General features: G+C 49.1%; 24 protein-coding genes. 13 read left to right on the top strand and 11 right to left on the bottom strand.

All coding sequences use genetic code 11. The features are described 5' to 3' along the window. Positions 1-27: 27 nt before the first annotated feature. Both ACYVIY_RS14030 and ACYVIY_RS14025 read right to left on the bottom strand, forming a co-directional pair. Positions 28-1,077 carry an alpha/beta hydrolase gene (locus ACYVIY_RS14030; protein WP_460976977.1) on the bottom strand — a complete coding sequence of 350 codons (1,050 nt, stop codon included), beginning with the start codon at positions 1,075-1,077 and terminating at the stop codon, positions 28-30. 15 nt (positions 1,078-1,092) lie between these two features. Beyond that, complete coding sequence (locus tag ACYVIY_RS14025; protein WP_460976976.1) at positions 1,093-2,484, bottom strand: methyltransferase RsmF C-terminal domain-like protein; 1,392 nt, start codon at positions 2,482-2,484, stop codon at positions 1,093-1,095. 45 nt (positions 2,485-2,529) lie between these two features. Between ACYVIY_RS14025 and ACYVIY_RS14020 the strand changes: the two genes are divergently transcribed. Both ACYVIY_RS14020 and bioA read left to right on the top strand, forming a co-directional pair. Continuing rightward, positions 2,530-3,036 (top strand): KdsC family phosphatase, encoded by a 507-nt coding sequence (locus ACYVIY_RS14020; RefSeq protein ID WP_460976975.1) that lies wholly within the window; start codon positions 2,530-2,532, stop codon positions 3,034-3,036. A 111-nt stretch (positions 3,037-3,147) separates the two neighbouring features. Then, positions 3,148-4,422 (top strand): adenosylmethionine--8-amino-7-oxononanoate transaminase, encoded by a 1,275-nt coding sequence (gene bioA, locus ACYVIY_RS14015; protein ID WP_460976974.1) that lies wholly within the window; start codon positions 3,148-3,150, stop codon positions 4,420-4,422. 48 nt (positions 4,423-4,470) lie between these two features. Here the strand turns inward: bioA and ACYVIY_RS14010 are convergent, their stop codons facing one another. After that, positions 4,471-5,139 carry an AlbA family DNA-binding domain-containing protein gene (locus ACYVIY_RS14010; protein ID WP_460976993.1) on the bottom strand — a complete coding sequence of 223 codons (669 nt, stop codon included), beginning with the start codon at positions 5,137-5,139 and terminating at the stop codon, positions 4,471-4,473. Positions 5,140-5,370: 231 nt separating this feature from the next. On the opposite strand from ACYVIY_RS14010, the gene ACYVIY_RS14005 reads away from it, so the two are divergent. Further along, on the top strand, positions 5,371-5,859 hold the full coding sequence (locus ACYVIY_RS14005; RefSeq protein WP_460976973.1) for a sterol desaturase family protein: 489 nt from the start codon (positions 5,371-5,373) through the stop codon (positions 5,857-5,859). Positions 5,860-5,939: 80 nt separating this feature from the next. On the opposite strand, the gene ACYVIY_RS14000 is transcribed toward ACYVIY_RS14005, so the two are convergent. Then, entirely contained in the window at positions 5,940-6,161 is a 222-nt protein-coding gene (locus ACYVIY_RS14000) for a DUF2795 domain-containing protein (protein ID WP_009284883.1), read from the bottom strand. 257 nt (positions 6,162-6,418) lie between these two features. Between ACYVIY_RS14000 and ACYVIY_RS13995 the strand changes: the two genes are divergently transcribed. Further along, a complete protein-coding gene (locus ACYVIY_RS13995) occupies positions 6,419-7,150 on the top strand; it encodes a copper homeostasis protein CutC (RefSeq protein WP_460976972.1) in 732 nt (243 codons plus the stop codon). 2 nt (positions 7,151-7,152) lie between these two features. Here the strand turns inward: ACYVIY_RS13995 and purU are convergent, their stop codons facing one another. Further along, positions 7,153-7,992: a formyltetrahydrofolate deformylase gene (purU, locus tag ACYVIY_RS13990; protein WP_460976971.1), complete on the bottom strand. Its 840-nt coding sequence runs from the start codon at positions 7,990-7,992 to the stop codon at positions 7,153-7,155. Positions 7,993-8,071: 79 nt separating this feature from the next. Between purU and ACYVIY_RS13985 the strand changes: the two genes are divergently transcribed. The 4 genes from ACYVIY_RS13985 to ACYVIY_RS13970 all read left to right on the top strand — a co-directional run bounded on the left by ACYVIY_RS13985 (position 8,072) and on the right by ACYVIY_RS13970 (position 12,077). Continuing rightward, positions 8,072-9,040 (top strand): isoaspartyl peptidase/L-asparaginase family protein, encoded by a 969-nt coding sequence (locus ACYVIY_RS13985; RefSeq protein ID WP_460976970.1) that lies wholly within the window; start codon positions 8,072-8,074, stop codon positions 9,038-9,040. Positions 9,041-9,134: 94 nt separating this feature from the next. Further along, positions 9,135-10,955, top strand: a complete 1,821-nt coding sequence (locus ACYVIY_RS13980; protein WP_460976969.1) for a glycosyltransferase — start codon at positions 9,135-9,137, stop codon at positions 10,953-10,955. A gap of 72 nt (positions 10,956-11,027) precedes the next feature. Continuing rightward, positions 11,028-11,552, top strand: a complete 525-nt coding sequence (mog, locus tag ACYVIY_RS13975) for a molybdopterin adenylyltransferase (RefSeq protein WP_460976968.1) — start codon at positions 11,028-11,030, stop codon at positions 11,550-11,552. Between the two features lie 6 nt (positions 11,553-11,558). Continuing rightward, entirely contained in the window at positions 11,559-12,077 is a 519-nt protein-coding gene (locus ACYVIY_RS13970; protein ID WP_460976967.1) for a GNAT family N-acetyltransferase, read from the top strand. A 14-nt stretch (positions 12,078-12,091) separates the two neighbouring features. Here ACYVIY_RS13970 and ACYVIY_RS13965 read toward each other — a convergent pair whose 3' ends face one another. Next, positions 12,092-13,285 carry an anhydro-N-acetylmuramic acid kinase gene (locus ACYVIY_RS13965; protein WP_460976966.1) on the bottom strand — a complete coding sequence of 398 codons (1,194 nt, stop codon included), beginning with the start codon at positions 13,283-13,285 and terminating at the stop codon, positions 12,092-12,094. An 82-nt stretch (positions 13,286-13,367) separates the two neighbouring features. Between ACYVIY_RS13965 and ACYVIY_RS13960 the strand changes: the two genes are divergently transcribed. From ACYVIY_RS13960 to ACYVIY_RS13950, 3 genes are all read left to right on the top strand, one after another. Further along, positions 13,368-14,249, top strand: a complete 882-nt coding sequence (locus ACYVIY_RS13960) for a fructosamine kinase family protein (RefSeq protein WP_460976965.1) — start codon at positions 13,368-13,370, stop codon at positions 14,247-14,249. 85 nt (positions 14,250-14,334) lie between these two features. After that, positions 14,335-15,762, top strand: a complete 1,428-nt coding sequence (locus ACYVIY_RS13955; RefSeq protein ID WP_460976964.1) for a DEAD/DEAH box helicase — start codon at positions 14,335-14,337, stop codon at positions 15,760-15,762. A gap of 72 nt (positions 15,763-15,834) precedes the next feature. Beyond that, positions 15,835-16,641 carry a tetratricopeptide repeat protein gene (locus ACYVIY_RS13950; protein ID WP_460976963.1) on the top strand — a complete coding sequence of 269 codons (807 nt, stop codon included), beginning with the start codon at positions 15,835-15,837 and terminating at the stop codon, positions 16,639-16,641. A gap of 209 nt (positions 16,642-16,850) precedes the next feature. On the opposite strand, the gene ACYVIY_RS13945 is transcribed toward ACYVIY_RS13950, so the two are convergent. The 4 genes from ACYVIY_RS13945 to ACYVIY_RS13930 form a co-directional block, all read right to left on the bottom strand. Continuing rightward, the gene (locus tag ACYVIY_RS13945) at positions 16,851-17,036 is read right to left on the bottom strand and encodes a hypothetical protein (RefSeq protein ID WP_460976962.1); all 186 of its coding nucleotides are present in this window, start codon (positions 17,034-17,036) and stop codon (positions 16,851-16,853) included. Between the two features lie 930 nt (positions 17,037-17,966). Further along, positions 17,967-18,845 (bottom strand): 3-keto-disaccharide hydrolase, encoded by an 879-nt coding sequence (locus ACYVIY_RS13940; RefSeq protein ID WP_460976961.1) that lies wholly within the window; start codon positions 18,843-18,845, stop codon positions 17,967-17,969. A gap of 290 nt (positions 18,846-19,135) precedes the next feature. Continuing rightward, a complete protein-coding gene (locus tag ACYVIY_RS13935) occupies positions 19,136-19,600 on the bottom strand; it encodes a hypothetical protein (protein ID WP_460976960.1) in 465 nt (154 codons plus the stop codon). Between the two features lie 201 nt (positions 19,601-19,801). Next, complete coding sequence (locus ACYVIY_RS13930; protein WP_460976959.1) at positions 19,802-20,689, bottom strand: toxin-antitoxin system YwqK family antitoxin; 888 nt, start codon at positions 20,687-20,689, stop codon at positions 19,802-19,804. 234 nt (positions 20,690-20,923) lie between these two features. Between ACYVIY_RS13930 and fcl the strand changes: the two genes are divergently transcribed. Next, on the top strand, positions 20,924-21,865 hold the full coding sequence (gene fcl / locus ACYVIY_RS13925) for a GDP-L-fucose synthase (RefSeq protein ID WP_460976958.1): 942 nt from the start codon (positions 20,924-20,926) through the stop codon (positions 21,863-21,865). An 88-nt stretch (positions 21,866-21,953) separates the two neighbouring features. Here fcl and ACYVIY_RS13920 read toward each other — a convergent pair whose 3' ends face one another. After that, positions 21,954-22,586 carry an acetyltransferase gene (locus ACYVIY_RS13920; protein WP_460976957.1) on the bottom strand — a complete coding sequence of 211 codons (633 nt, stop codon included), beginning with the start codon at positions 22,584-22,586 and terminating at the stop codon, positions 21,954-21,956. A gap of 113 nt (positions 22,587-22,699) precedes the next feature. Here ACYVIY_RS13920 and ACYVIY_RS13915 point away from each other — a divergent pair, with 113 nt between their 5' ends. Next, positions 22,700-23,515 carry a UDP-2,3-diacylglucosamine diphosphatase gene (locus ACYVIY_RS13915; protein ID WP_460976956.1) on the top strand — a complete coding sequence of 272 codons (816 nt, stop codon included), beginning with the start codon at positions 22,700-22,702 and terminating at the stop codon, positions 23,513-23,515. Positions 23,516-23,527: the final 12 nt, after the last annotated feature.

Genomic DNA, 23,527 nt, shown 5'->3' with positions numbered 1-23,527 from the left:
CAAACGAATCAGGATGCCAAAGTTAGGTTATTTTTTTGTGGGTACGTTGCTACGGAGGGATAGAGCAGTCTGAGCGGCAGAGGCTGGCGGCATTTCCAGTACGTTCTCCATAAATTTTTCCGTAGCCTGATAGACGCCCGTCAGATCATCCGACGTAAAGTGAGAAGCTATCACGTGCTGGCCCGCCTTTGGGAAGGCAACCTCCTGTTTCTTATCGGCAGGCGTACCCAACTGATCGTACATCGCCAGCATAGCCGCTACGGACACCAGCTTATCCTGATTGTCTTCATCTTTATAATAGTAGCCCATGAACAAAGGCTGCTTCACCTTCGCGAACTGCTCGGGCGTCATAAACGTATCCAGCATCGTTTGGAGCGTGATTAGCCCATTCGTATGGTATTTAGGCAGCCAGTAGCGCGCTCGCTCCCCGCTGTAATGCGTATTGACAACGTAATCTCCGCCAAAGACTTGATTTAAAATCTGTTTACCCCAGGGCCTGGTTACAAGTTTTAAGGCTGGAGTAGCCACTTCAATGCAGGGTGAGTACAGGACAAGCCCGTAAATTTCGGGGTGATGCGCAGCCAGATACAGCGATAACATGCCCCCCGCCGAGGTACCGATTAACACGACTTTATCACCCAGTGCCTTGCCGATTGCCAGAGCCCGTTCCGCCGACTCCGTATAATTTGCGGGCGTCATGTCCTTAAAAGAATCGGGTGAGTTAACACCGTGGCCGTAGGTGCGGGCCAGATACAGATTACAGCCGAAATGTTGGGCTAACTGCTTATGGATTGGATCGCCTTCGGCCCAGCTAGCCGAGAAGCCAGGAATATATACGATACTGTAAGGCGTTTTAACCTTACGCAGGCTGTCAGCCCACACAATACGGGCTTCGTTGTCGGGTCGTACGTTCGCTTTGCTTTCTGATTCGGCTATCTGCTTTTCTAATTCAACCAGGTTGGGATCCACACGTATCAACTCGTTTTTGATGGGATCGTAGTGCATTGAAGGTCCAGCCATATAGCCCACAATAAGCAGAACAAGTAACAGGCCAGTGATGGTGAAAAATCGTTTCATAGCTACGGGCTCGGGTTAAGCGTATTCTTTTATATCCATCCGGATGCGCCAGTCCTTGGGCAAATAGTTATTTACGCGATTTCCAACGCCCTTCACCCAACCCAGATTCAGACCTTTGTAGCGAGCTAATAACCAGCCTTTGACCGGTTCATCGAGCACCAGATTTTCTTTCTTAAAATATCGAAGTGCATTTTCCTTACTCAGCTCAACAGCAGGCAAGCTTTGCTTGATAGCGGTACTTAAGGCTAACGCATGAGACGGTATAAAGTCAGTACCTTTGAACTGGCCCATTTCCAGACCAAAACCTTTATTGTACAAAGCGCTGTCTAAAAATAAGAATTGCTTATCGAGTGCTTTAGGTAAGGCCATCACATCGCCATTGGGCTTCTCCCAAAACGAGAAGTCGGCGGGCGTTTGCAGCCATGTAGCGGCCGATGCCGTCTCTCTCGGACGTAACGCTCGAATGCTGCGGAACGTACGGGCATCCAGCTTTACGGTTGCCGTGAACCCCGTTTTCTGGAACACGCTGATAAAGAATCCTTCCCCTTTAACCTTGTGTGGGTAACACTGATACCCAACCGCTCCATCCGTTTCTTTCGCCACTATGTTCCATTCGGCTGGTAAGGCAAGCGCCCGGTTACGAAACCCATTCTCCGTCAAGTAACGAACGTTGTCTACATTCTCAGCATCGTTGTACGTGCACGTACTATAGATCAGAATTCCACCCTCGTCGAGCAGTGGAGCCGCAGCCGCCAAAATCCGTTTCTGACGCGCTGAACACAACTGCACATTCGCTTCTGACCATTCCTGGATAGCGTCGGGATCTTTACGAAACAAACCTTCACCGGAACAAGGCGCATCGACCACGACAAGGTCAAAAAAACCGCTCAGCTTCTGCATGTCGTCGGGGTCGTGGCTGCTGACAACCACGCTCGGATAGCCCCATTTGTCCAGATTTTCGCGCAGCACAGACACCCGGCTTCGAATTACTTCGTTGCAAATTAGTAAGCTATCTGGGTGTAAAGCCGAAGCCAGCAAGGTGCTTTTTCCGCCCGGCGCTGCACACAAATCCAATACGCGCAATGGCCGGTTGAGGTTTACGGTCTGCTTCAGCGCTTCGTTCAGGAGCATCGATGACGCTTCCTGCACGTAATAAGCCCCGGCCTGAAACAAAGGGTCTAACGTAAAGCTGGGACGTTCGGGTAAATAAAAGCCTTCCGCGCACCAGGGCACCTGCTCCAACGTAGACGTATCGAATACCGGCTTCCGGGGATTGATGCGGATACTAACAGGCGTTTCCTGAGCCAACATTGTTTCAAAAGCCGCCATGTCTGCGCCTAGCTGCGCCTGCATTTGCGCCTGAAACGCCGGGGGTAGTCCAGCCTTGGGCGGGTTAATTGGATTCATACGACAAAAGTCCCCACAACGGCCGATTTTTCCTAAACTTGCAGAATGACTCAACTCTTTGAACGCTTTAAGCGTATTAAAACATTCACGTTTGACGTAGATGGCGTTCTGACGAACGGCGATGTTCACCTGTTAGCAAGTGGTGAACAATACAGATCATTTGACATTAAGGATAGCTACGCCATCGAACGTGCTGTGCAGGCTGGCTTTCGGGTCGGCATTATTTCATCGGCTAATGCCGACGGAGTCCGCAACTGGTTCGAGATTCTTGGCGTTAAAGATCTATTCATGGGTGGCCCGCCTGATCAGAAGCTAAATGCTTACCTGGGATACGTTACCCGCGACGGCCTGAACGAATCCGAAATTCTGTACATGGGCGACGATCTGCCTGACTTCTCCATTCTAAGTCGCTCTGAAGTTTTAGGAACCTGTCCGGCCGATGCTGTTGACGACATTCAGGCAATCTGCCAGTACGTATCGCCTAAACCGGGCGGACGGGGTGCCGTTCGGGACGTCATCGAGCAGGTCATGCGCGCCCAAACGAAGTGGTAACAAGTCCGTAACGACTAGTTCAGCTCATTTTGCCTGACCACTGTGATTCACTACGTACCGATCTGGACAAAGTGACCCATTGTCTGATTACAACGCATTGTTTTATACTTAATGAACGATTTACCCCAACGCGATAAAGCCGTTATCTGGCATCCATTCACGCAGATGCAAACGGCTCCGCTACCCATTCCGATCGTGCGGGGCGAAGGCTCAGTGCTCTACGCGGAGAACGGGCAAACGTATCTGGACATGATTGCCTCCTGGTGGGTTAACCTGCATGGTCATGCTCATCCTTACATTGCACAACGCGTAGCGGAGCAGCTTACCACGTTGGAACACGTCATTTTTGCAGGCTTTACCCATGAGCCAGCTGTTACGTTGGCCGAGCGTCTGCTAAACATCCTGCCTGCTAACCAGGCCAAAATTTTCTACTCCGATAACGGCTCAACGGCGGTCGAAGTAGCGTTGAAGATGGCGTTTCAGTACTGGCATAACTTAGGCAAACCGCGCCGAAAAGTAGTCGCGTTCGAAAACGCTTACCACGGTGATACGTTCGGAGCTATGGCCGTCGGCGGACGTAGTGCCTTCACAGCTCCGTTTGTTCCGTTTTTGTTTGACGTTGAGTATCTACCCGTTCCAGTAGCGGGACAGGAAGATGACGTATTAAAGCAGGCAAACGAGCTGTTTACCGACGAAGTGGCCGCGTTTATTGTTGAGCCGCTTGTACAAGGAGCCGGGGGCATGACTATGTACGAGCCCGCTATCCTGGATCAGTTATTCACACTAGCCCGTCAGCAGGGTGCTTTACTCATTGCCGATGAGGTGATGACCGGCTTCGGACGTACGGGCAAGCTGTTTGCTTCTGATTATTTACAGGAGAAGCCGGACCTGATGTGCGTCTCAAAGGGATTAACCGGAGGTACCATGGCGCTGGGTATCACCACGTGCACACAGGCGATTTACGACGCTTTTTTATCCGACGATAAATTTAAAACGCTTTTTCACGGCCACTCCTTCACGGCCAACCCATTAGCCTGCGTAGCATCACTGGCTAGTATGGATTTACTGCTGTCGGCTGAAACGCAACACAGCATACAACGTATTGCCGAAAAGCATACAGCTTTCAAAAAGCGGCTGGCTGAGTATACTTGTGTAGAAAACGTACGTCAACGCGGGACGCTGCTGGCTTTTGATCTGAAGGCAGGTGAGCAAACGTCATACTTTAACAACATCCGCGACATAGCGTATAACTTTTTACTGGACCGGGGCGTACTTATGCGGCCGTTGGGCAACGTACTGTATTTCATACCGCCTTACTCCACAACAGATGGGCAGTTGCAGTATGCCTATACGCAGGTAGAAGAACTGCTGACGGTCATTGCCTAGTCATGTACGGTCGTTAGCTATACGCTTGAATGACAGCAACTGGCTTCATCAACTAACCGCCCGGGTGGTGTACTGATCCACTACATCACTCGGGTGAATCTCTAGTACGTTCGCCAGCACTAGCAGGACGAGGGTGCGCGACGCGATCTTACGTGAAATGCCCGCAATTGACGCAAACAGATCTACGGTAATGCTATTATGCTCACCCAGGTGCTGCATCAGCTTTTTCTCTTTCTCACCGTAGCTAAATCGAATGTCACGGGCAGCCTGCTCGCCTTTCATAATTTCCCGTACTTCGCGGCTGGCCTGAACGGACTTGTCGGCCACGCGTACGTAGGCCTTTTTGTTGTCGGGTTCGGCCGGGTCGGGAATAATGTAGTGGGGTCGCGTGGGGCTGGGCGGTACTCGGATCACGAGCACTTCGCGCTCGTCGTAGAGTTGTACGCGTTCGATGGTATAGGAAATGCGCGGAAAACAATATTTGTTGATGGCCCGGACGAGCAGGTATTCGTCCTCATCGGCATACTTCAAGCCCGGAATCTTCTTGTCGTCGCCGACACCGATGAGCATGATCCCGCCGTTTGTATTAGCGAAGGCTACCACGCCCCGAATGATTTTTTCGGGATGATTTGTTTTCAGCTTAAACTCTAAACTACTACCCTCTCCCCGTCTGACCAGGTTCTTGAGCGCCTGATAGTCCATAACCGATGGGTTCATCTGGTTGAGCACTGAATTGGGTCTTTCCAGACCGGAATAAAGATACTGCTTTTCCACAAACTTGCAACGATTCGATTCGTATCTCTCTTTCAGGACAAAACTTGGTTTATTTCAACCAACTTTTCAGCCTGACAAACCGTTAGAGGTTAAATAAGCAGGCAGCTGTTGAATCAAATACACCGAGTATCTTAACCATTATATTGACCGTAGTCCTACTTAACAAACACAAAAATGCTGGTAAACGTTGCTTTGGTTTTAGGGACCTTTCTGTTTATGGAAGGTGTCGCGTGGTTCACGCATAAGTACGTTATGCATGGCTTTTTATGGAGCTGGCACCGTGATCACCACAATCATCATAAAGGTTTTTTCGAGGTTAACGATCTGTTCGCGGTAGTGTTCAGCCTGACGGCTATCATCTTAATTATCACCGGCGTAGAGTTTGAAGAATATAGTTATCTAGCCTGGATTGGCGCGGGCGTAACGCTTTACGGCTTTTTTTACTTTCTCTTCCACGACGTGATTGTTCACCGCCGGGTTAAGGTGAAGGTTGACACCAGCGGCCGCTATATGCAGCGGATCATGCGTGCTCACTACATTCACCATAAAGTACACACGAAAGAAGGCGCTGAAGCATTCGGCTTTCTATACGCGCCTAAAAAGTACGATCGTCCGGTCAAGAGCCAATCCCCGGAAAACAAATCAAAATCGACACCGGCCTGATACGTAGTTACGATTCATGAAAAGCAAAAGGGCGTAATTCAATAATTGAATTACGCCCTTTTGCTGGAAACCCGAACGGCTTAGTATTCGTCTTCGTTAAAGAAGAAATCGTCTTTAGTTGGGTAATCAGGCCAGATCTCTTCAATGCTTTCGTACGGCTGTCCGTCGTCTTCAAGTTCTTGAAGGTTTTCTACAACTTCAAGCGGAGCGCCGGAGCGAATCGAGTAATCAATCAGTTCGTCTTTGGTAGCGGGCCAGGGGGCATCTTCTAGGTAGGATGCTAGTTCGAGTGTCCAGTACATAGTGTGTTGCGTATTTTTAAATGACTACTTTTTCAATGAGGGTGCAAAAGTAAAAAAACACTTAATATCCAAGCTCTTTTCGGTAAAAATGTTTCTGAACGTTGTTTTGGGGGATTTAGGCCATTAACTGCCAATAGCCGGGTTTGTTCACATACCGCTCAAATCTCTCCGTTGTTTATTTATTTTGAGAGCAAACGTACCCTATTTCCGGTTTATTTGAGCCCGCAAGTAATGTCATTCACTTTTTCTAAAACTTCATGACTGTTGAAATTTGCGCCTATTCACTGGCGTCATGCCTAGCAGCGCAACAAGCCGGTGCTCATCGAATTGAGTTATGCGGAGGCTTAGCCGAAGGCGGTACAACCCCCAGCGCAGGCCTGATTCAGTTAGTAAAGCAACAGGTACAGATTCCGGTTTTTGTGATGATACGTCCCCGCGGGGGCGATTTCCTGTATACAGAAACTGAGCTGGCTGTTATGGAGGCCGATATTCACCTGGTTAAAGCTCTTGGGGCTGATGGGATCGTCCTAGGCTGCCTTACCCCCGATGGCAGTATTGATGAAGCGATAACACGTCGGCTTATCGAGCTGGCCAATCCCCTGCCCGTTACGTTCCATCGGGCGTTTGATATGGCCCACAACCCCACTGAAGCCCTCGAAGCCGTTATCCGCACCGGTGCCGCTCGCATTCTGACCTCGGGACAGCAATCCACAGCCGAAGCGGGCTTGCCGCTGCTACGTGAACTGGTTAAACAGGCTGGCGGACGGATTGAGATTATGGCCGGAGCAGGCGTAAATGCGGACAATGCCCAATTATTCGCCCAAGCTGGAGTAGACGCAATTCATTCAAGCGGCAGCACCAAAGAAAGCAGCCGGATGGAATTTCGTCAGCCAACCGTGTCTATGGCCACAACCATACCGAATGAGTACGAATACGTGGAAGCCAGCGAAGACAAAATCAGTTTACTTATCGACGCGGTTAACGCTTAAGCCTATAGCACAATAGCCCGGTTACCGGAAATGAATACGCGGTCGTTGAAAACCAGCTTCAGCGCTTGCGACAAGACGATCTTTTCTACGTCTTTGCCTTCGGTAGCCATATCAGCGGCCGTGTGCCGATGATCGACGTCTTTCACGTTCTGAGCGATAATCGGCCCTTCGTCCAGGTCATTATTGACGAAGTGAGCCGTTGCGCCAATAATTTTCACCCCACGTTCATACGCTTGCCGGTACGGATTTGCGCCGATAAAAGCTGGTAGAAAGGAGTGATGGATGTTCACAATTCGGTTTGGAAAATGGTTAACAAAATTAGGCGTTAAGACCCTCATATATTTGGCCAGAACCAGGTACTCCGGTTCGTAAATAGCCAGAGTGCGGAGGATAGCCTCTTCGTGTTCTTCGCGGGTTTTACCTTCGTGTGAAACGTAATGAAAGGGAATCCCAAACTTGCTAACCAGTGGCTGCAATACGTTATAATTACTGACTACGGCCAGAATATCGGCATCCAACTCATCGAACGCGTACCGAATCAACAGTTCGCCGATACAATGGTGCTCCTTTGTCACGAACACAACGATATTTTTCTTTCGCTTTGGATTAAGACGCAGCGTTATCCCCTCTGGCAATGTTTTGTACAGCTCATCTAACAAGGCTGCGTTGTCGAACAGACCTTCGAATTCGGTACGCATAAAAAACCGCCCGGAGGGACTAACGTACTCGTCGTTATGAATGATGTTCAGATCGTGCTGAAACAGAACACTTGTTACGTGGTAGATTAGGCCCTTGTTATCCGGGCCGTCCATAAGCAGAATATGCTTGGTAGAGTCCGCCATACCTGGTTTTGAATAAATCGCTTAAAAGTAGTAAATGCCAAGCGTTTATTCCTTTAATTTGAGCCGTATCCCTACTTAGATGGTAAACAGACGCCGTTTTTTATCCCTCAGCTCACTAGCAGGACTACTGCCTTCAATAACGTTTAGCGCGGCCAATACGGCCTTATCTAGTCCTACGGCCGAAAGTGGGCCGATGGTTATTTCGACCTGGAAACAACCCAAAGCAAACGAAGCGGCCCAGGCTGTACTGAGCAAGAATGGCCGGGCTTTGGACGCTGTTGAAGCTGGCGTCCGTATTCCCGAAGCGGACCCGAACGACACAAGCGTTGGTTACGGTGGCCTGCCAGACCGCGACGGCCGGGTTACGCTGGATGCCTGCATCATGGACGAAAAGGGTAATGCCGGTTCCGTTACGTATCTGGAGCACATCATGCACGCTATATCCGTAGCACGGGCCGTGATGGAGAAAACGCCACACGTTATGATCAGTGGCGAAGGCGCGCTGACATTTGCGTTGTCTCAAGGGTTTAAAAAGCAGAATCTGCTGACTAAAAAATCGGAAGCGAAATGGCGTGAGTGGATGAAAACCGCAAAGTATAAACCAATTATTAATATCGAGCGGCACGACACGATCGGAATGCTGGCAATTGACCACAAAGGCGATATATCAGGAGCCTGCACAACCAGTGGTCTGGCGTATAAAATGAATGGTCGCGTTGGCGACTCACCCATTATCGGAGCCGGGTTATTCGTCGACAATGAGATTGGCGGAGCCTGTGCCACGGGCTTAGGAGAGTTGGTGATGCGTACCTGCGGTTCGTTTCTGGTCGTTGAGTTGATGCGGCAGGGCCGAACACCCCAGCAAGCCTGTGAAGAAGCGGCCTTACGTATCGTTAAAAAGCAGGACTACAAAGACATTCAGGTTGGTTTTTTAGCTGTAAATAAAAAAGGTGAATACGGTGCTTATAGTATCCAGCCAGGTTTTAATTATACGTTAACTCAGCAGGGCAAAACGTCGGTAACGGACGCGCGTTCGTATTTAAAATAAACAACTTTGCCTTTAATCGTTTATATGTTTGGCATGATGAACGTAACATCAGCCACCAGTAACACAAAACGATGGCCTAAAACCACTTAATAATTTGGAATCAGTATTTTCAACGTCGAAGCGAAAACTGCTGCTCGAAATTGCCTGGGAAGTATGTAATCAGGTTGGCGGAATATACACGGTTATCCGGTCCAAAGTACCGGCAATGGTCGAAAAGTGGGATGACAACTACGTAGCGCTTGGCCCTTATTTTCCGCAGCGGGCAGCGGCTGAGTTTGAACCCATTGTCGACTCCGATGAAACCGAGATTGGTCAGACCGTTCGTAAGATGCGCCAGCTAGGCTTTACGGTCGAATACGGGTACTGGCTGGTTACGGGCCGTCCGCGAGTCGTTTTATTCGACATCAACAGCATAAGCGTTGAGCAGTTAAACTACGTTAAGGGCCAACTCTGGCAGAACCATCAGCTGTCGACGCTCAACGTCGAAGACCTGGTAAACCAGACCATAGCGTTCGGCGAAATGGTCCGGTTATTCCTGACTTTACTGGCAGAAGACCACGCCCGGCGAGTCGACTTCGTGGCTCATTTTCACGAATGGATGGCGAGTAGCGGCTTACCCGATCTGCATCGGGAGAACGTGAAAGTAGCGACTGTATTCACTACGCATGCGACCATGCTTGGTCGGTACCTAGCCCAGAATGAGCCGGGTTTCTACGGAAAACTGCCTTTCTTCGACTGGCAGCGTGAAGCAAAGCATTACGGTATTGAAACGCAGGCAACCATCGAACGACTTGCTGCGCAGAAAGCCCATGTCTTCACCACGGTCAGCGACGTAACGGCTCGGGAGTGTGAGGTATTCCTGGGACGTAATCCCGATTTGATTCTGCCGAATGGATTAAACATTACCCGGTTTGCGGCTGTGCACGAGTTTCAGAACCTGCACGTCCGCTACAAGGAAAAGATTCACGAGTTCGTGATGGGGCATTTCTTCCATAATTATTCATTCGATCTGGAAAAAACGCTCTATTTCTTTACATCCGGCCGGTTCGAGTTTTCTAACAAAGGGTATGACCTGACACTAGAAGCGCTGGCCCGGCTGAACTACCGAATGCGGGAGGCTAACATGGACATGACGGTTGTAATGTTCATGGTCACCAAACAGCCCTACACGTCGATTAATCCGGAGGTGCTGCATTCGAGAGCCCTGTTAGACGAGATTCAGGAGACCTGCGAAAACATTGAGAAACAAGTCGGTGAGCGTCTGTTCCACGCGGCCGCGTCGGGTCAGAATGCCAACACAATGCCTGACCTCAATCAGTTCGTTGACGAATACTGGCGTCTCCGGCTTCGACGTACCATTCAGAGTTGGAAGAACAAACAGCTGCCTCCGTTCGTGACGCATAATCTGGTGCAGGAAGATGACATGACCCGATTTATCCGGCAGGCCAATCTGGTGAACAACGAGTACGACCGGGTTAAAATCGTTTATCACCCCGATTTTATCGCATCGACCAATCCGTTATTCGGCCTGGATTATAGCCAGTTTGTGCGGGGTTGCCATTTAGGCGTGTTCCCGAGCTATTACGAGCCCTGGGGGTATACACCCCTCGAATGTATTGTGCGGGGGATACCGACCGTAACGAGCGACCAGTCGGGTTTCGGCGACTTCATTATGCAGATCATGCGGGACTACGAAAACCGCGGCATTTACGTAATCAATCGCCGGACGCAATCTTTTAACGAAGCAGCGGATCAACTGGCAAACGTTCTCTATCGATTTGTTCGAATGGCGCAGCGCGACCGTATAGCCCAACGCAACCGGGTCGAAAGCATCGCCGAAGTATTTGACTGGAGCAATCTCCGCTCCTACTACGATACGGCGCACGACTTAGCCCTCAAGCGGAAGAAACCATAAATTGATTACAAATGAAGAACGGGTACCGGACTACTTTTATGGAATCTGGTATCCGTTCTTCATTTTTGCAGTATGATTAAAATTGGCATCATCAACGTTTCGGATCGGGCCAGCGCGGGCGTCTACGAAGATATTCCTGGAAAGGCAGTTGTTAAACTCCTAACCGAGTGGTTAACCTGCGAATGGCAGCCTATTTACCGCGTTATACCCGATGAGCAGGATCAGTTAGAAGCCACAATGATCGAACTGGCCGATACAGAACAGTGCTGTCTGGTGGTTACAACCGGCGGTACCGGTCCGGCCCTGCGCGACGTAACACCCGAAGCGACTGAGGCCGTTTGCCAGAAGATGATGCCTGGCTTTGGTGAGCTGATGCGTCAGGAAAGTCTGGAGTACGTACCAACGGCTATTTTATCCCGTCAGACCGCGGGCATACGTAATCAAACCCTGATTCTCAATCTGCCGGGTAAACCGACTGCTATCGGTCAGTGTCTGTCCGTTGTGTTTCCGGCTATACCCTATTGTATTGATCTGATCGGTGGGCCGTTCCTGACGACGAATCCAGACGTAATGAAGGTATTTCGCCCTAAATCCTAAGCGGTCGTGTCTGTTCGTTTTAGTCTGCTTACCGCTGCCGACGCTCAGGCGCTGTCGGAGATTGCTAAACAGTCGTATAGCCAGCATTACCTCGACTGCTGGTATGATCGGGGTGAGTGGTACCTCGAACGGTCGTTTGCTGTGCAGCAACTAACCAATGAGCTTAACGACCCCAACGCGCGTTATTTCATGGTCTTGCTGGCCGAAAAGCCGGTTGGTTTCATAAAGATTAATATCGATAAGCCTTTACCCAATCAGCCAAACAACAATGGCTTAGAGCTGGAACGTATCTATCTGCTTGACGAAGCTACTGGCCATGGTGTTGGTCGGGCGGCCGTACACTACGTAGAAGACATAACTCGCCAACGGGGCAAACAAACGCTCTGGCTTAAAGCTATGGATACGAGCCCAGCCGTTGGTTTCTATCGACACATGGGCTTTCAGGATCATAGCCGACTCCGCCTTAACTTTCCCCAGATGAAAGAAGAGGTACGTGGTATGATTGTTTTACAGAAACCTCTCTAACGTCTGGACTCTATTTATCCGGGGAAACTCACTTTCCCCATTGAAACCGTTGGAACGCCCTCCCGCTCTCCAAACGAGGTTGTCCCTCCGGCAAGGCTTTCATTCGCCAGCACAGCAAACAACACAGCTTCTTTAGCGTCCCCATCAATACCCAGCTCGCTGGTTGTGCTGAACTGACAGTTCGGTAATTGGTTCCGGATTGCGGCTGTCAGCACGGGATTATGCATGCCCCCTCCACTCATGTATACATGATACGTTGATCCGGCCCGCATCACGCGTTTGACAGCCTCCGCAATAGTGTCAGCACTAAACTGAACAAGCGTTGCCATCAAGTCAGCGGCCGATACGTTAGCAGTCTCACTTTGACGCTGAGCCTGCTCGACAAAAGCTGTATTAAACACCTCCGGTCCGGTCGTTTTCGGAAACGAAGCGTCAAAGAAGGGGTTCGCCTTTAAGGCAAGCAGCAACTGAGGGTTCACCTGACCGCTGGCCGCCAGTTCCCCGTCCTGGTCATACGCTTTATGCAGTAACGTTCGGGCGTACGCATCCAGCAACGTATTACCCGGTCCGGTATCCGTCGTGAATACAGCACTTGCATCCTGATCAGCGGGCAGATACGTAAAGTTGGCGATACCACCCATGTTCAGCAAAATTCGGTTTTCACCGGCTTTCGAAAACATAAAATAGTCGCCATAGACCGCGAGGGGTGCCCCCTCTCCACCCACGGCTATGTGCTTTTGCCGAAAATCGCTGAACGTAATGATCCCTGTCGTTGCAGCTATGTGATCCCCGTCCCCGATCTGTAACGTAGCATTTGGGAACTTATCGCGCCGGTGCTGACTTTTGGGGGCGTGATACACGGTTTGTCCGTGACTGGCAACAACGTCAATATCTGCGGGGTTAACTTGCCAGATCTGCAGACAGTCGAGGATCATTTTCCCGTGCAGCCGCCCGATATATGGGTTTAACAAACAAAGCTGCTCAAATTCGATTTCGGTTTTGGCGAAGATGCTCCGAATGTCAGCTTTTAGGTCGTCATACGGAACAGTCGTAAAATGCTCTAGTGTAACGCGGGTATCGGGCCCGGCTCCGGCGATACGGCATAACGCTACGTCAAGCCCATCGAGCGATGTTCCCGACATAAGGCCAATGATGCGACGTTCGGCTTTCTGAGCAATGGAATATAAATGCTGAATGTGTGAGTTCATGGGGTACGGTTCTACGTGCCGGATAAGACCAGCTTAGCCGGGCAACAATAGCGAAAAACCGTAAACTATAAACGGATGTATAATGGATTTCTGGGGCGACGAGCAATTCTCCTTTTTTGAAAGCATTCTGTTTCTGGCTTTGGGTCAGACGGTTGAGGTAATCGAAACTCAATTTTTGTCGGGGGGTGACATCAATATGGCCGCTCAGGTTTTTTCGTCCGAAGGCGTATTCTTCGTAAAATGGAATCAGGCCGAGCGGCAGGACATGTTCGAAGCCGAAGCAAAAGGGCTGGACTTGTTACGTCATACAGAGGCTTTGTTCATTCCCCAGGTTATCGGCTATGGGCAGCACGCCGATAAATCTTATCTGATCCTGGAGTACATTGATTCCGGCGCTCCGACTAAGAAGTACTGGGATTCGCTCGGACAGGCCATTGCTGAACTTCACTCGCACACGCAGCCTAAATTCGGGCTCAATTTTGGCAATTACATTGGTTCGCTGCCCCAAACGAATACTCCTACACTTAGCGGACCTGACTTTTTCTTTGAACACCGCCTACGGCCTCAGGCGGGTATGGCGCTGTACAAAGGGCTGCTGTCGAAAGACGTATATGACGCCTTGTTCCGGCTACGCGATCGACTGCCGGACTTGCTACCCAACGAGCGGCCTGCCCTGCTCCACGGCGATCTTTGGTCGGGCAATGTGATGGTTACTGAAGAGGGACAACCTTCCTTGATCGACCCGGCTGTTTATTACGGATTCCGGGAAGCCGACCTGGCTTTTACCAAACTTTTCGGTGGATTCGACCAGCGTTTTTACGATGCCTACAACGAAGCATTTCCGCTGGCCGACGGCTTCGACGAACGTATTGCTATCTATAATCTATACCCTTTGCTGGTTCATGTGAATCTGTTTGGCTCAGGCTATGTTAGTGGAATTGAGCGCGTGTTAAAACAGTTTTAGGGAACGTAACAAAGTGTTCCTGCTTAGTCTGATACGTCAACACCGTGCAGCAGCGCAATGCTCCTGCCGACGTTATTTATAGTTTATGGAAATCACCTCATTCGAGCAGTTCGAGCTGAATCGACAACTTCTCAACGCCGTAGCCGATTTAGGGTACGAAGCCCCAACCCCTATTCAGCAGAAGACAATTCCGCTGAGTCTGGGCAATCACGACGTACTGGGAATTGCTCAAACGGGTACCGGTAAAACGGCCGCTTATCTGCTGCCACTGCTCATGAAAATAAAATACGCACAGGGCCATAATCCGCGTGCGTTGATTCTGGCACCTACGCGTGAACTGGTAATGCAGATCAATCAGGCCGTCAGTGAGCTGGCAAAATATACGGACCTGCGGCATCTGGCGCTCTATGGGGGATTAGGCCCCAAAACCCAAATTGAAACCCTTCAGAAAGGAGTTGATCTGCTGGTGGCGACTCCCGGCCGCTTTATGGATCTGTACCGCATGGGCGAAATTGTCACGAAAGACATTCGAACGATGGTGCTCGATGAAGCTGATAAGATGATGGACATGGGCTTTATGCCGCAGATCCGGTCTATTCTGGAAATTATTCCGACTAAACGCCAGAATCTTCTGTTCTCCGCCACGTTTGGCGGGCGAGTGGAACGGTTATCCGCTGAGTTTCTGGAAGCGCCCATCAAAATAGAGGTAACGCCACAGGCTTCAACGGCTGAAATGGTAAGCCAGGTCATCTATGAGGTGCCAAACTTCCGTACCAAGATTAATTTACTGGATTACCTGATTAGTAAAGACACCTTTCAGCGCGTCATCATCTTCGCCCGAACGAAGGGTACCGCTGAAAATGTTTATAAGTTTCTGGCACGGAAAGTAGTCTCCTCGGAAGCCATTCGGGTGATTCACGCGAACAAAGGGCAAAATACCCGCATTAACGCGATGGAAGCCTTCAAAGAAGGCAACATTCAGGTGCTGGTTGCCACGGATGTAGCGGCTCGCGGTATCGATGTGGCCGAGGTAAGTCACGTCATCAATTTTGACGTACCGCTGATCTACGAAGATTACGTTCACCGGATTGGTCGAACGGGTCGGGCCAATCGAACCGGAGAAGCCATTACGTTCGTCACCAAAGCCGAGGAATATCATGTACAGAAGATCGAAAGGATCATACGCATGACGGTGCCCAAAGCTCCTATTCCGCCGGAAGTCGAGATCGTTGAAACGCCTTTTGATGAGCAACAGGCCATGTTACGTGAAATTGATGAGCAGCGCCGGAAGGAAGACCCCACATTTTTGGGCGCGTTTCACGACAAGAAAGAAAAAAATCTCCCCGGTGGCAAAGCCTCGGCAAAAGGCAAGAGCCGGTCAACGAGTACTCGAAAACAAGGCGCTTCAGCGGCTAGCCCTAAGATGAGTAGTTCAGGACGTAACCCGAGTCGATCGGGCGGTGTAAAGGCCGGTAGTTCGAAGCGATCGGGACCTCGCGGGGGGCGTCGATAATTAAAACGGAATGTACTAACTTAGATTCCCTTTCGTTCTACAGAAACATCGACTAGTGTTGTATTGATTATTATGAGCGTGCGGACAAATCTGATGCAGTGGACTTTAGTTGTGTTGCCGTTTCTGTCGGCGGCACAGCCCAGGCAACTTATTACGTCAGCGCGCTCGGGCGATTCTGTCCGCTCCTCAAAGGCCGTTCACAACAATGCAGAAAGTACACTACAAACCAGCGAATCGGCGGCTGATCCTAATGCTATCGACGTAATTGGTGGCTCGATTAACGTACTTCCCCTGTTTGGTGAACGCCCAAAAACGGTCGATCAGATCGATCAGGAAATTCACTTTCTGAACGACTGCGACCGCAATTTCGCCAGTCGCTCGGAAGCAAGTGATTTTTTTGCCGCCCGAGGCTGGGATTACGTTGGAGATGGACAATTAGACACGGCCGCTCATCGGTTTAATCTATCGTGGCTACTCAACGACCGAAACGCCGATGCCTACTGGGGGTTAGGCGTAGTGTCGTACCAAAAAAATCAGCTGCCTACGGCCATTCGAATGCTCAGAAAAGGTGTTGAGATCGCCGACAGCAACGCGACTCTGATCACCGATCTAGCTACCTTAGAAATCAAACATTTTCAGGAGAAGCAAAACATCGACGATCTGGCCCAGGCGGAGACTCACCTGCACCGTGCGGTGGCAATCAACCCATCTGGAGGAGCTTTTCAGAAGTTATCGCTGGTCTACTATTTAAAAGCTGACTACCCCAAAGCCTGGGCGTATTTCCACCAGGCGCGAAACCTTGATTTTTCGATACTGGACTTCGGCTACCTGAACGACTTAATGGCCAAACACCCGGACCCGAAAGGCGTATTTAAATAAACAGGAGCCATTCCGAATTAATTAGACTACCAGCTTTCGTAGACTGGTACTAATTTGTCGACTTCACCAAATTGTAATTGTCAGTCAAATTCCAGTCAATTAACAAATGGTACGGATCAATACCGACCTGATCGGGTCTATCATGGGTTGAAGATTATTTATTCACCGGATTTAATAAGGTGCTTTTGCCAACAGAGCCGCTTATCCGCCTATTTTCCTTCCTCGGCGGGAATGAAGAGGCCAATATCTATCCAATCCCGCATTGGTAGTTTCGTTTCAATGCCGACGTTGTTTACAACCAGTTTGTGCGTCTGTAGCTCCAGTGTCACCTGCCATTTATCTTCTTTTATGAGTGGGAGTTTTTGTCTCCCGTTCCCAAAAGGTGTTGGTCTCAAACAGGTCGTGCAACAGCGGCTGGAGCAAGTCTAGGGTTACCGTCTGTAGCTCCCGGCAAAACAGCCCGAGCGCGTGGGGATAAGCTTTTGCGAGCTGGTTTCCTAACACTGGTGTGCTACTCCGTGGGCGCACCACGGCCGTCACCAGATCAAAGTCCCGCGCATTTGTACTGACGGATAACAGACTACACACATTGTTCATTTATTGAGACATTGCTTGCTGCTCAACTGTGGAGGGCAGTGTCGACTAATCGTCAGAGGTTGGCAGAGAACTAGTGATCATGATCAGTCTAAAGCTGTCTCGCTAAGTCTCCAGGAGCAACACGCCTATTAGGCAAGCTAGCATGCGAACTATTTATCCAGACCCTCTAGCTGTTACTTGGCGATGGTCGACACCCGCTTACTTTGCTAAGTTTGCCTTGTTGAACAACCTCGTCCTTCCTATGTGTCGGTTTATTCTTGAAGTAATCGGGATAGCCCTACTTTATATGCTGCTAGCCATAGGCAGCGCTCCCTTCATGATCATTCTCGGTGCTGCTAAACCTTATCAACAGGTGATAAAGAAGATTCTTTCCTGTCCGTTTGACACTCAGAGATTAGGGGCGTTTTCTCTTCCAGCTACCCTAAGTGTATGGCTGTTGAACGGATTAGTCTGGGGTTCATTCCTTACTTGCCTAGTCCGCTTATGCGTATGGTTGAAGAATGCCCCAAACAGTCCGTAAATCGATGTTTCAATATCTATTTAGCAGACAAAAGGCAGAACCACACTTTATTACAGTACTTCCGTAAGCTTACTACCGCGTGAATAGTTCTAGGCGCTAATAACCATCGTTCGACTTCGTCACTACGCATCATCTGACCTCCAACTGATCAAACCTTGGTTGAACCGCGTTGGTATTGTCTGCTTTTGTCTTATACCAAAATGTGAGATTAAAATAGTCCGGCGTAGGCTTTGGGCATTGCCTCCAGGGGTTTAATACGTATGTCCCGGTAAAATACTTCAGCAGCTTCACTTTGGAGTTGAATCTTACCCCGTCTCATCGGCACATCCTGCCCATCGGGTTTAGTATACCGGGAATCTTTGAGCACCATCACTACGTGGCCATTAACGATATGAAGGCTTCTGCCCTCGAAACAGATCAGTTCCAGTGTCGTCCACTCCCCCGCTGGACTTTCGTAATTGGCTGACCGCATGCAATACGAGTCACTGCCCTTCCTGAACGTACCGAAGGGTTGTTTTTCATCGGCTACCCGGTTCATAACGCCTTCGGACTGGAACGAACGAATATCAATGGCGGAATTGGCCTGACACCAGAAGTCACCCATATGCCCTTCCATTATCTGAAATTCTTGCGAAAGCATCCACGAACGCCAGTATTCAGCACCGGCTTCGCCAATGGAATGATAGAGGATGCCCGAATCGCGCAATTTTTCTTTTCTGGGTTCATATTTCAGAGTCCCCCATTTGACTTGCAGCTTAAGGTGATAATTTTCGTATTCCTGGCGAGTGAACAGGCAACCGTATTTCTCACCGCTTATGCGCAGAACAGGCCCACCTGATTCATTTAGTACGGAAAATACGTGGGTCTCATCTTTATTATAACCAATCGGTTGAATCGGATTGCCCGATGCATCTTTTGGTACACTTCCATTGTAGTTGAGCTTATGTTCGTAGCTGAGGTAATTTTCCCACTGGGTCAAGTCTTTGTCGAGTAGAGCGACCCATTCATCGGGTTTTTGCTGGGGTGAAAGGAAACTTGTCGTTAACAGACTGAGTACTAATAAAACAGAGAATTTTATCTGGATCATATTTTGGTAGAAATCTGTAGAACAGCAAAACTACGGCAGATTAGAGGTTGATAAATTGTAAAAATCTACGTTTTACTGGTAGGTTTATTGATCAGCAAAGAACGGATAAAACGATACGTATTGCCTGCGCACCTACCTAATTAGGTAGGGTGCATGCTACTCCTGAGCCTACCTACTCCAGGTTTATTACGTTAACGGGATGTATTGGTCATCCTAAGCGCTAGTATGATATGTAGCTGATATTAACTGAAGACGATTGGTTTACTCTTTTCTTCCTCGCTGGTAATTAATCACTTTTCCCTTAATGTCGGTATCAGATAAGGAGAGCTTTTCCAGGAAGGCAAACGCTTATTGCGTAATGAGTTTATTCTGGCTTGTATATTGGCGACAATGTGCGTTTCGGACGTAATGGAATCGGCACCCAATACGTGCGATATATTATCGCCTTTAGAACGTAGCAAACCGACGATGTTGTTTCTAAAATCCGGTTTTTCCATCTCTCCTTTCTGAATAGTTTCCTGATAGCGTGCTTTGATCAGTTTCAGATCCAGCGAGTTGAAATCATAGCCCCTCAGTTGAAACATTAACGATCCGTGTTGTGTAGTTGCTTCCCGCAGTACATCGTAGCCCGCCATCGACGTAACGTAGGCATTGCCCGTGCAGTCGATGAGCTGGTTACAGGCGATCTGCGTCATTACGCCCTTTCCGACGGTTTTACGAAACACCCATCCATTTTTCTGGGGAGTAACCTGCATGGGTGTTTCATAAAACCGGAGTTATACGCCTATTTTTCTTCCAGCAATAAGACACGCAACTATATCATTATTAGCTACTACTTCGATTAAGTTGGCACCAAACTAAAAGCGGTGCCGAGAAATCTCAACACCGCTTTCTGAACCGAATTTGAATTGTCTTTACTTATTTAAGAAGTCGAACCCAGGGTAGATTATGTTTAGCTAGTTGCCAGTCTCGTCTTCTTCGACCACTTTTTCTTTGGCCCGCTCGTAGGTCACCTTACCTTTCTCATCCCATTCGGTAATCGTATACGGCTGAAAGTCCTGGTCCCACTGGTCGCTAGCGTATTGGGTTAGCTTCCGGCGCATTCGTCGGCCACTTGGATTGATTGGGTAAAACTCGGTCCAGCGACCAACTTTTACGCCATTGTCGTACTTGCCTTCTTCGGCCAGCAAACCGTTTTCGTGGAAGGCCATGTATGTGCCTTTTATTTTTCCATACTCAATCGGAATGATTTCTTTAACCTTGTGGTGAGCCGAATCGTAATATGTTACCCGCGACTCCGCTGGAAGCCCCCGGTGCCACCGCGTTTTGTCGATGAGCATAAATTTGGTATCGTAGCGCTCCCAACGCCCGTCTTTCATGCCAGCGTAGTAGTACCCTTCCTCTACCAAATCCCCGTTTTGATACCGCTTATAAGGACCGTGCAGGAGCAGGCCAGTTCCTTCGTCACGAACAATTGAACTCGTTACTCGACCTGATTTCTGATAATACCGATATACATCGCGTACATACGGCATCGGCTTAACTGCATCATTGTCACGCAGAATGTAGAATTCCTCGATAATAGTACGGTCGCCACTACCTAACTTGGTATACGCTTTAATCATCGACAGGCCTTCGTATTCCGTTTTAGAAAGCTTATTTTTAGCTTTCTTGTCAGCCTTTATCTTCTTCAACTGTTTTACTTTAAGCCCTAAATCGGGTATAATGCCCGACAGGTACGCATCTTTCTGCTCGTTCAGCGAAGCCATTGTTGGCAGGCCGAGCGTCGTTAAGGACGAAGGAACAGAAGAAAACGGAGAGGCAGGTGCTCCAGATGGGGCCAAAACTGGTTTCGCTGCCGTTGTAAGCGATGCAGGTTCAGTTACTTGACACCAGCCCGTAGCCGTTAGCGAGCCGCTGAGTAATATTACAAGGATTGATGTTTTTGAATACAAGGCAAACATGATGTGGCAAACGATTGGTGCCTGAAGTTTGTTAGTTTTGCAACGCTACAATACGTACTATTATTTTGTCAACCGTCCGCCGGGAGCCCGGTGGCTTGCTCACAATTAACTCTCGTGGAAAAACAGGCCCGCATTTACGTCGCTGGACACCGAGGCATGGTCGGCTCAGCCCTTGTTCGTAAACTTCAAGCCGAAGGATACGCCAATATTATTACCCGCACATCGTCAGAACTAGACCTAAGAAACCAGTCGGCGGTTGCTAACTTCTTTACCCAGGAACAACCAGAATACGTGTTTCTGGCTGCGGCCAAAGTAGGCGGTATTATGGCCAACAACACCTATCGTGCCGAATTTCTGTACGATAACCTGATGATTGAGTCAAACATTATTCATAGCGCTTATCAGACTGGGGTAAAAAAGCTCTTGTTTTTGGGCTCTTCGTGTATTTATCCTAAGATGGCTCCTCAGCCGCTTAAAGAAGAATACCTGCTGAGCGGTTACCTCGAACAGACTAATGAGCCGTATGCCATTGCGAAAATAACCGGAATAAAACTCTGTGAAGCGTACCGGAGCCAGTATGGCAGTAATTTTATCTCAGCCATGCCGACTAATCTGTATGGACCTAACGATAATTACGACCTACAGGGTTCACACGTATTGCCAGCGCTCATCCGAAAATTTCACGAGGCAAAAGTTAATGGACAGCCATCCGTTGAAGTATGGGGTACGGGTTCTCCCCGGCGCGAATTTCTACACGCTGACGACTTAGCCGATGCCTGCTTTTTCCTGATGGAGAACTACAACGACGAATTATTTGTAAACATCGGTACGGGCGAAGATGTTACGATCCGTGAGCTGGCTGAAATGGTGCAGGAAGCCGTTGGGTATGAAGGCGAACTACGTTGGAATACTGATAAACCCGACGGAACGCCCCGTAAATTGATGGACGTATCCCGGCTTCATAATATGGGCTGGCGGCATACTACCGATTTAAAAGAAGGTATACACCAGACGTACCAGGACTTTTTGACCAACGAAGTGCTGTACGTAGAATAAGGAGTAAGGGTAAAAAGCAGTAAGGGGAGGAAAGGAATGCCGTTGATGCTCCTTTCTTCCCCTTACTGCTTTTCTTCCCGCTCTTCTCTTATATCTTCTTCGCGGGGTTGCCGAATACCGTAGCACCCGCTTCTACGTTCTCTACAACAACAGACCCGGCTCCCACCCGGGCGCTTTTGCCAATCGTAACGCCCGCTACAACGGTTGCACCGGTACCAATAAACGCCCCCTCCTCAATTGTTACGTTACTGTTGATCAGACTACCGGTACCTACCTGAACGTAGTCACCTAACTTAGCGCGGCTTTCAATAATTACCCCGGACTGAATAATGCAATGTTGCCCTACTTCAGCAAACGCATTGACAACGGCCCGGGCCGCAATCAGATTCCCGTGTCCTATTGACGCTAATTCGGATACTATAGCGGTATCGTGGATGGCATTGACAGGTTGTGTCTTACGCCGTTCGTTGAGCATCTTCACGAGTCGTTTGCGGACGCGAGCATCGCTAATGGCAACAAAAGCCTCGCACTTCTGACCAATAAGTTTTAGGTAACCATCATCATCGGTATCTCCCAGAACGGACACGTCCCCAAACTCTTTGCCCTGAAGATCTTTATCATCATCCAGCAAACCGTATATAACTACACCGTTACGGCGAAACAGGTCTAACGCTGTCATGCCAAGACTGCCTGCTCCGAAAATAAGCACCGGATTTTCCATCTAGTTTGTTTTTGTTAAGTCAATGTAAACAAGCGTTCCTACAACGCCCTATACTTGTCGATTTGGTAACAGTTCGGTAAATCCTACTTCATATGTAGGGTGTACTTTCGTTCATGAAATCATGTACGCAATTTCGCACCATTGTACTCTCCGATATTCATTTGGGCACAGGCGGATCAAAAGCCCGCGAAGCCACCGAATTCCTGCGAAATTATTCATGTCAGAAGCTGATTCTCAACGGCGACATCATTGACGGATGGCAGTTAAGACAATACGGCACCTGGAAGAAAAAGCACACTGCTTTTTTTAAAACGGTTTTAAAGCAAATCGTTCACTACGATACCAAAGTTGTTTACCTGCGCGGCAACCACGATGATTTTCTGGATCAGGTGATGCCGTTAAAAGTTGGCAGAAACTTTTCCATTCGTAAAGACTACGTTCTGTCTTCGGGCACCAGAACGTTTTACGTTACTCACGGCGACGTATTCGATTCTATTACGTCGCAGCTGAAATGGCTGGCCTATCTGGGCGATATTGGTTATACCTTTTTGTTGTGGATAAACAAGTTTTATAACCAGTACCGCACTTGGCGAGGGCTACCCTACTATTCGCTCTCTCAACAGGTTAAAGCGCGCATAAAACAGGCGGTCAGCTACATCTCGGATTATGAGCAAAAGCTAACCGAACTGGCCCGCGCCCGTAACTGTGATGGCGTCATTTGCGGCCATATTCACCAACCCGCTATTCATGAGTTTGGTGGCATCATCTACATGAACTCCGGCGACTGGGTAGAGTCACTCAGCGCTTTGGTTGAAGACCACGACGGCAACTGGAGTTTGCTCTACTACACGTCCGATTTAGATCAGGACGATGCTGAATCGGAAAAGAAGCAAAAGCAATTCGCAAACTCAGACTCATCCATTCATTAGTCTATTCTACTC

The organism is Spirosoma knui (genome assembly GCF_054780635.1).
This window is presented reverse-complemented; position numbering and strand designations above follow the sequence as displayed.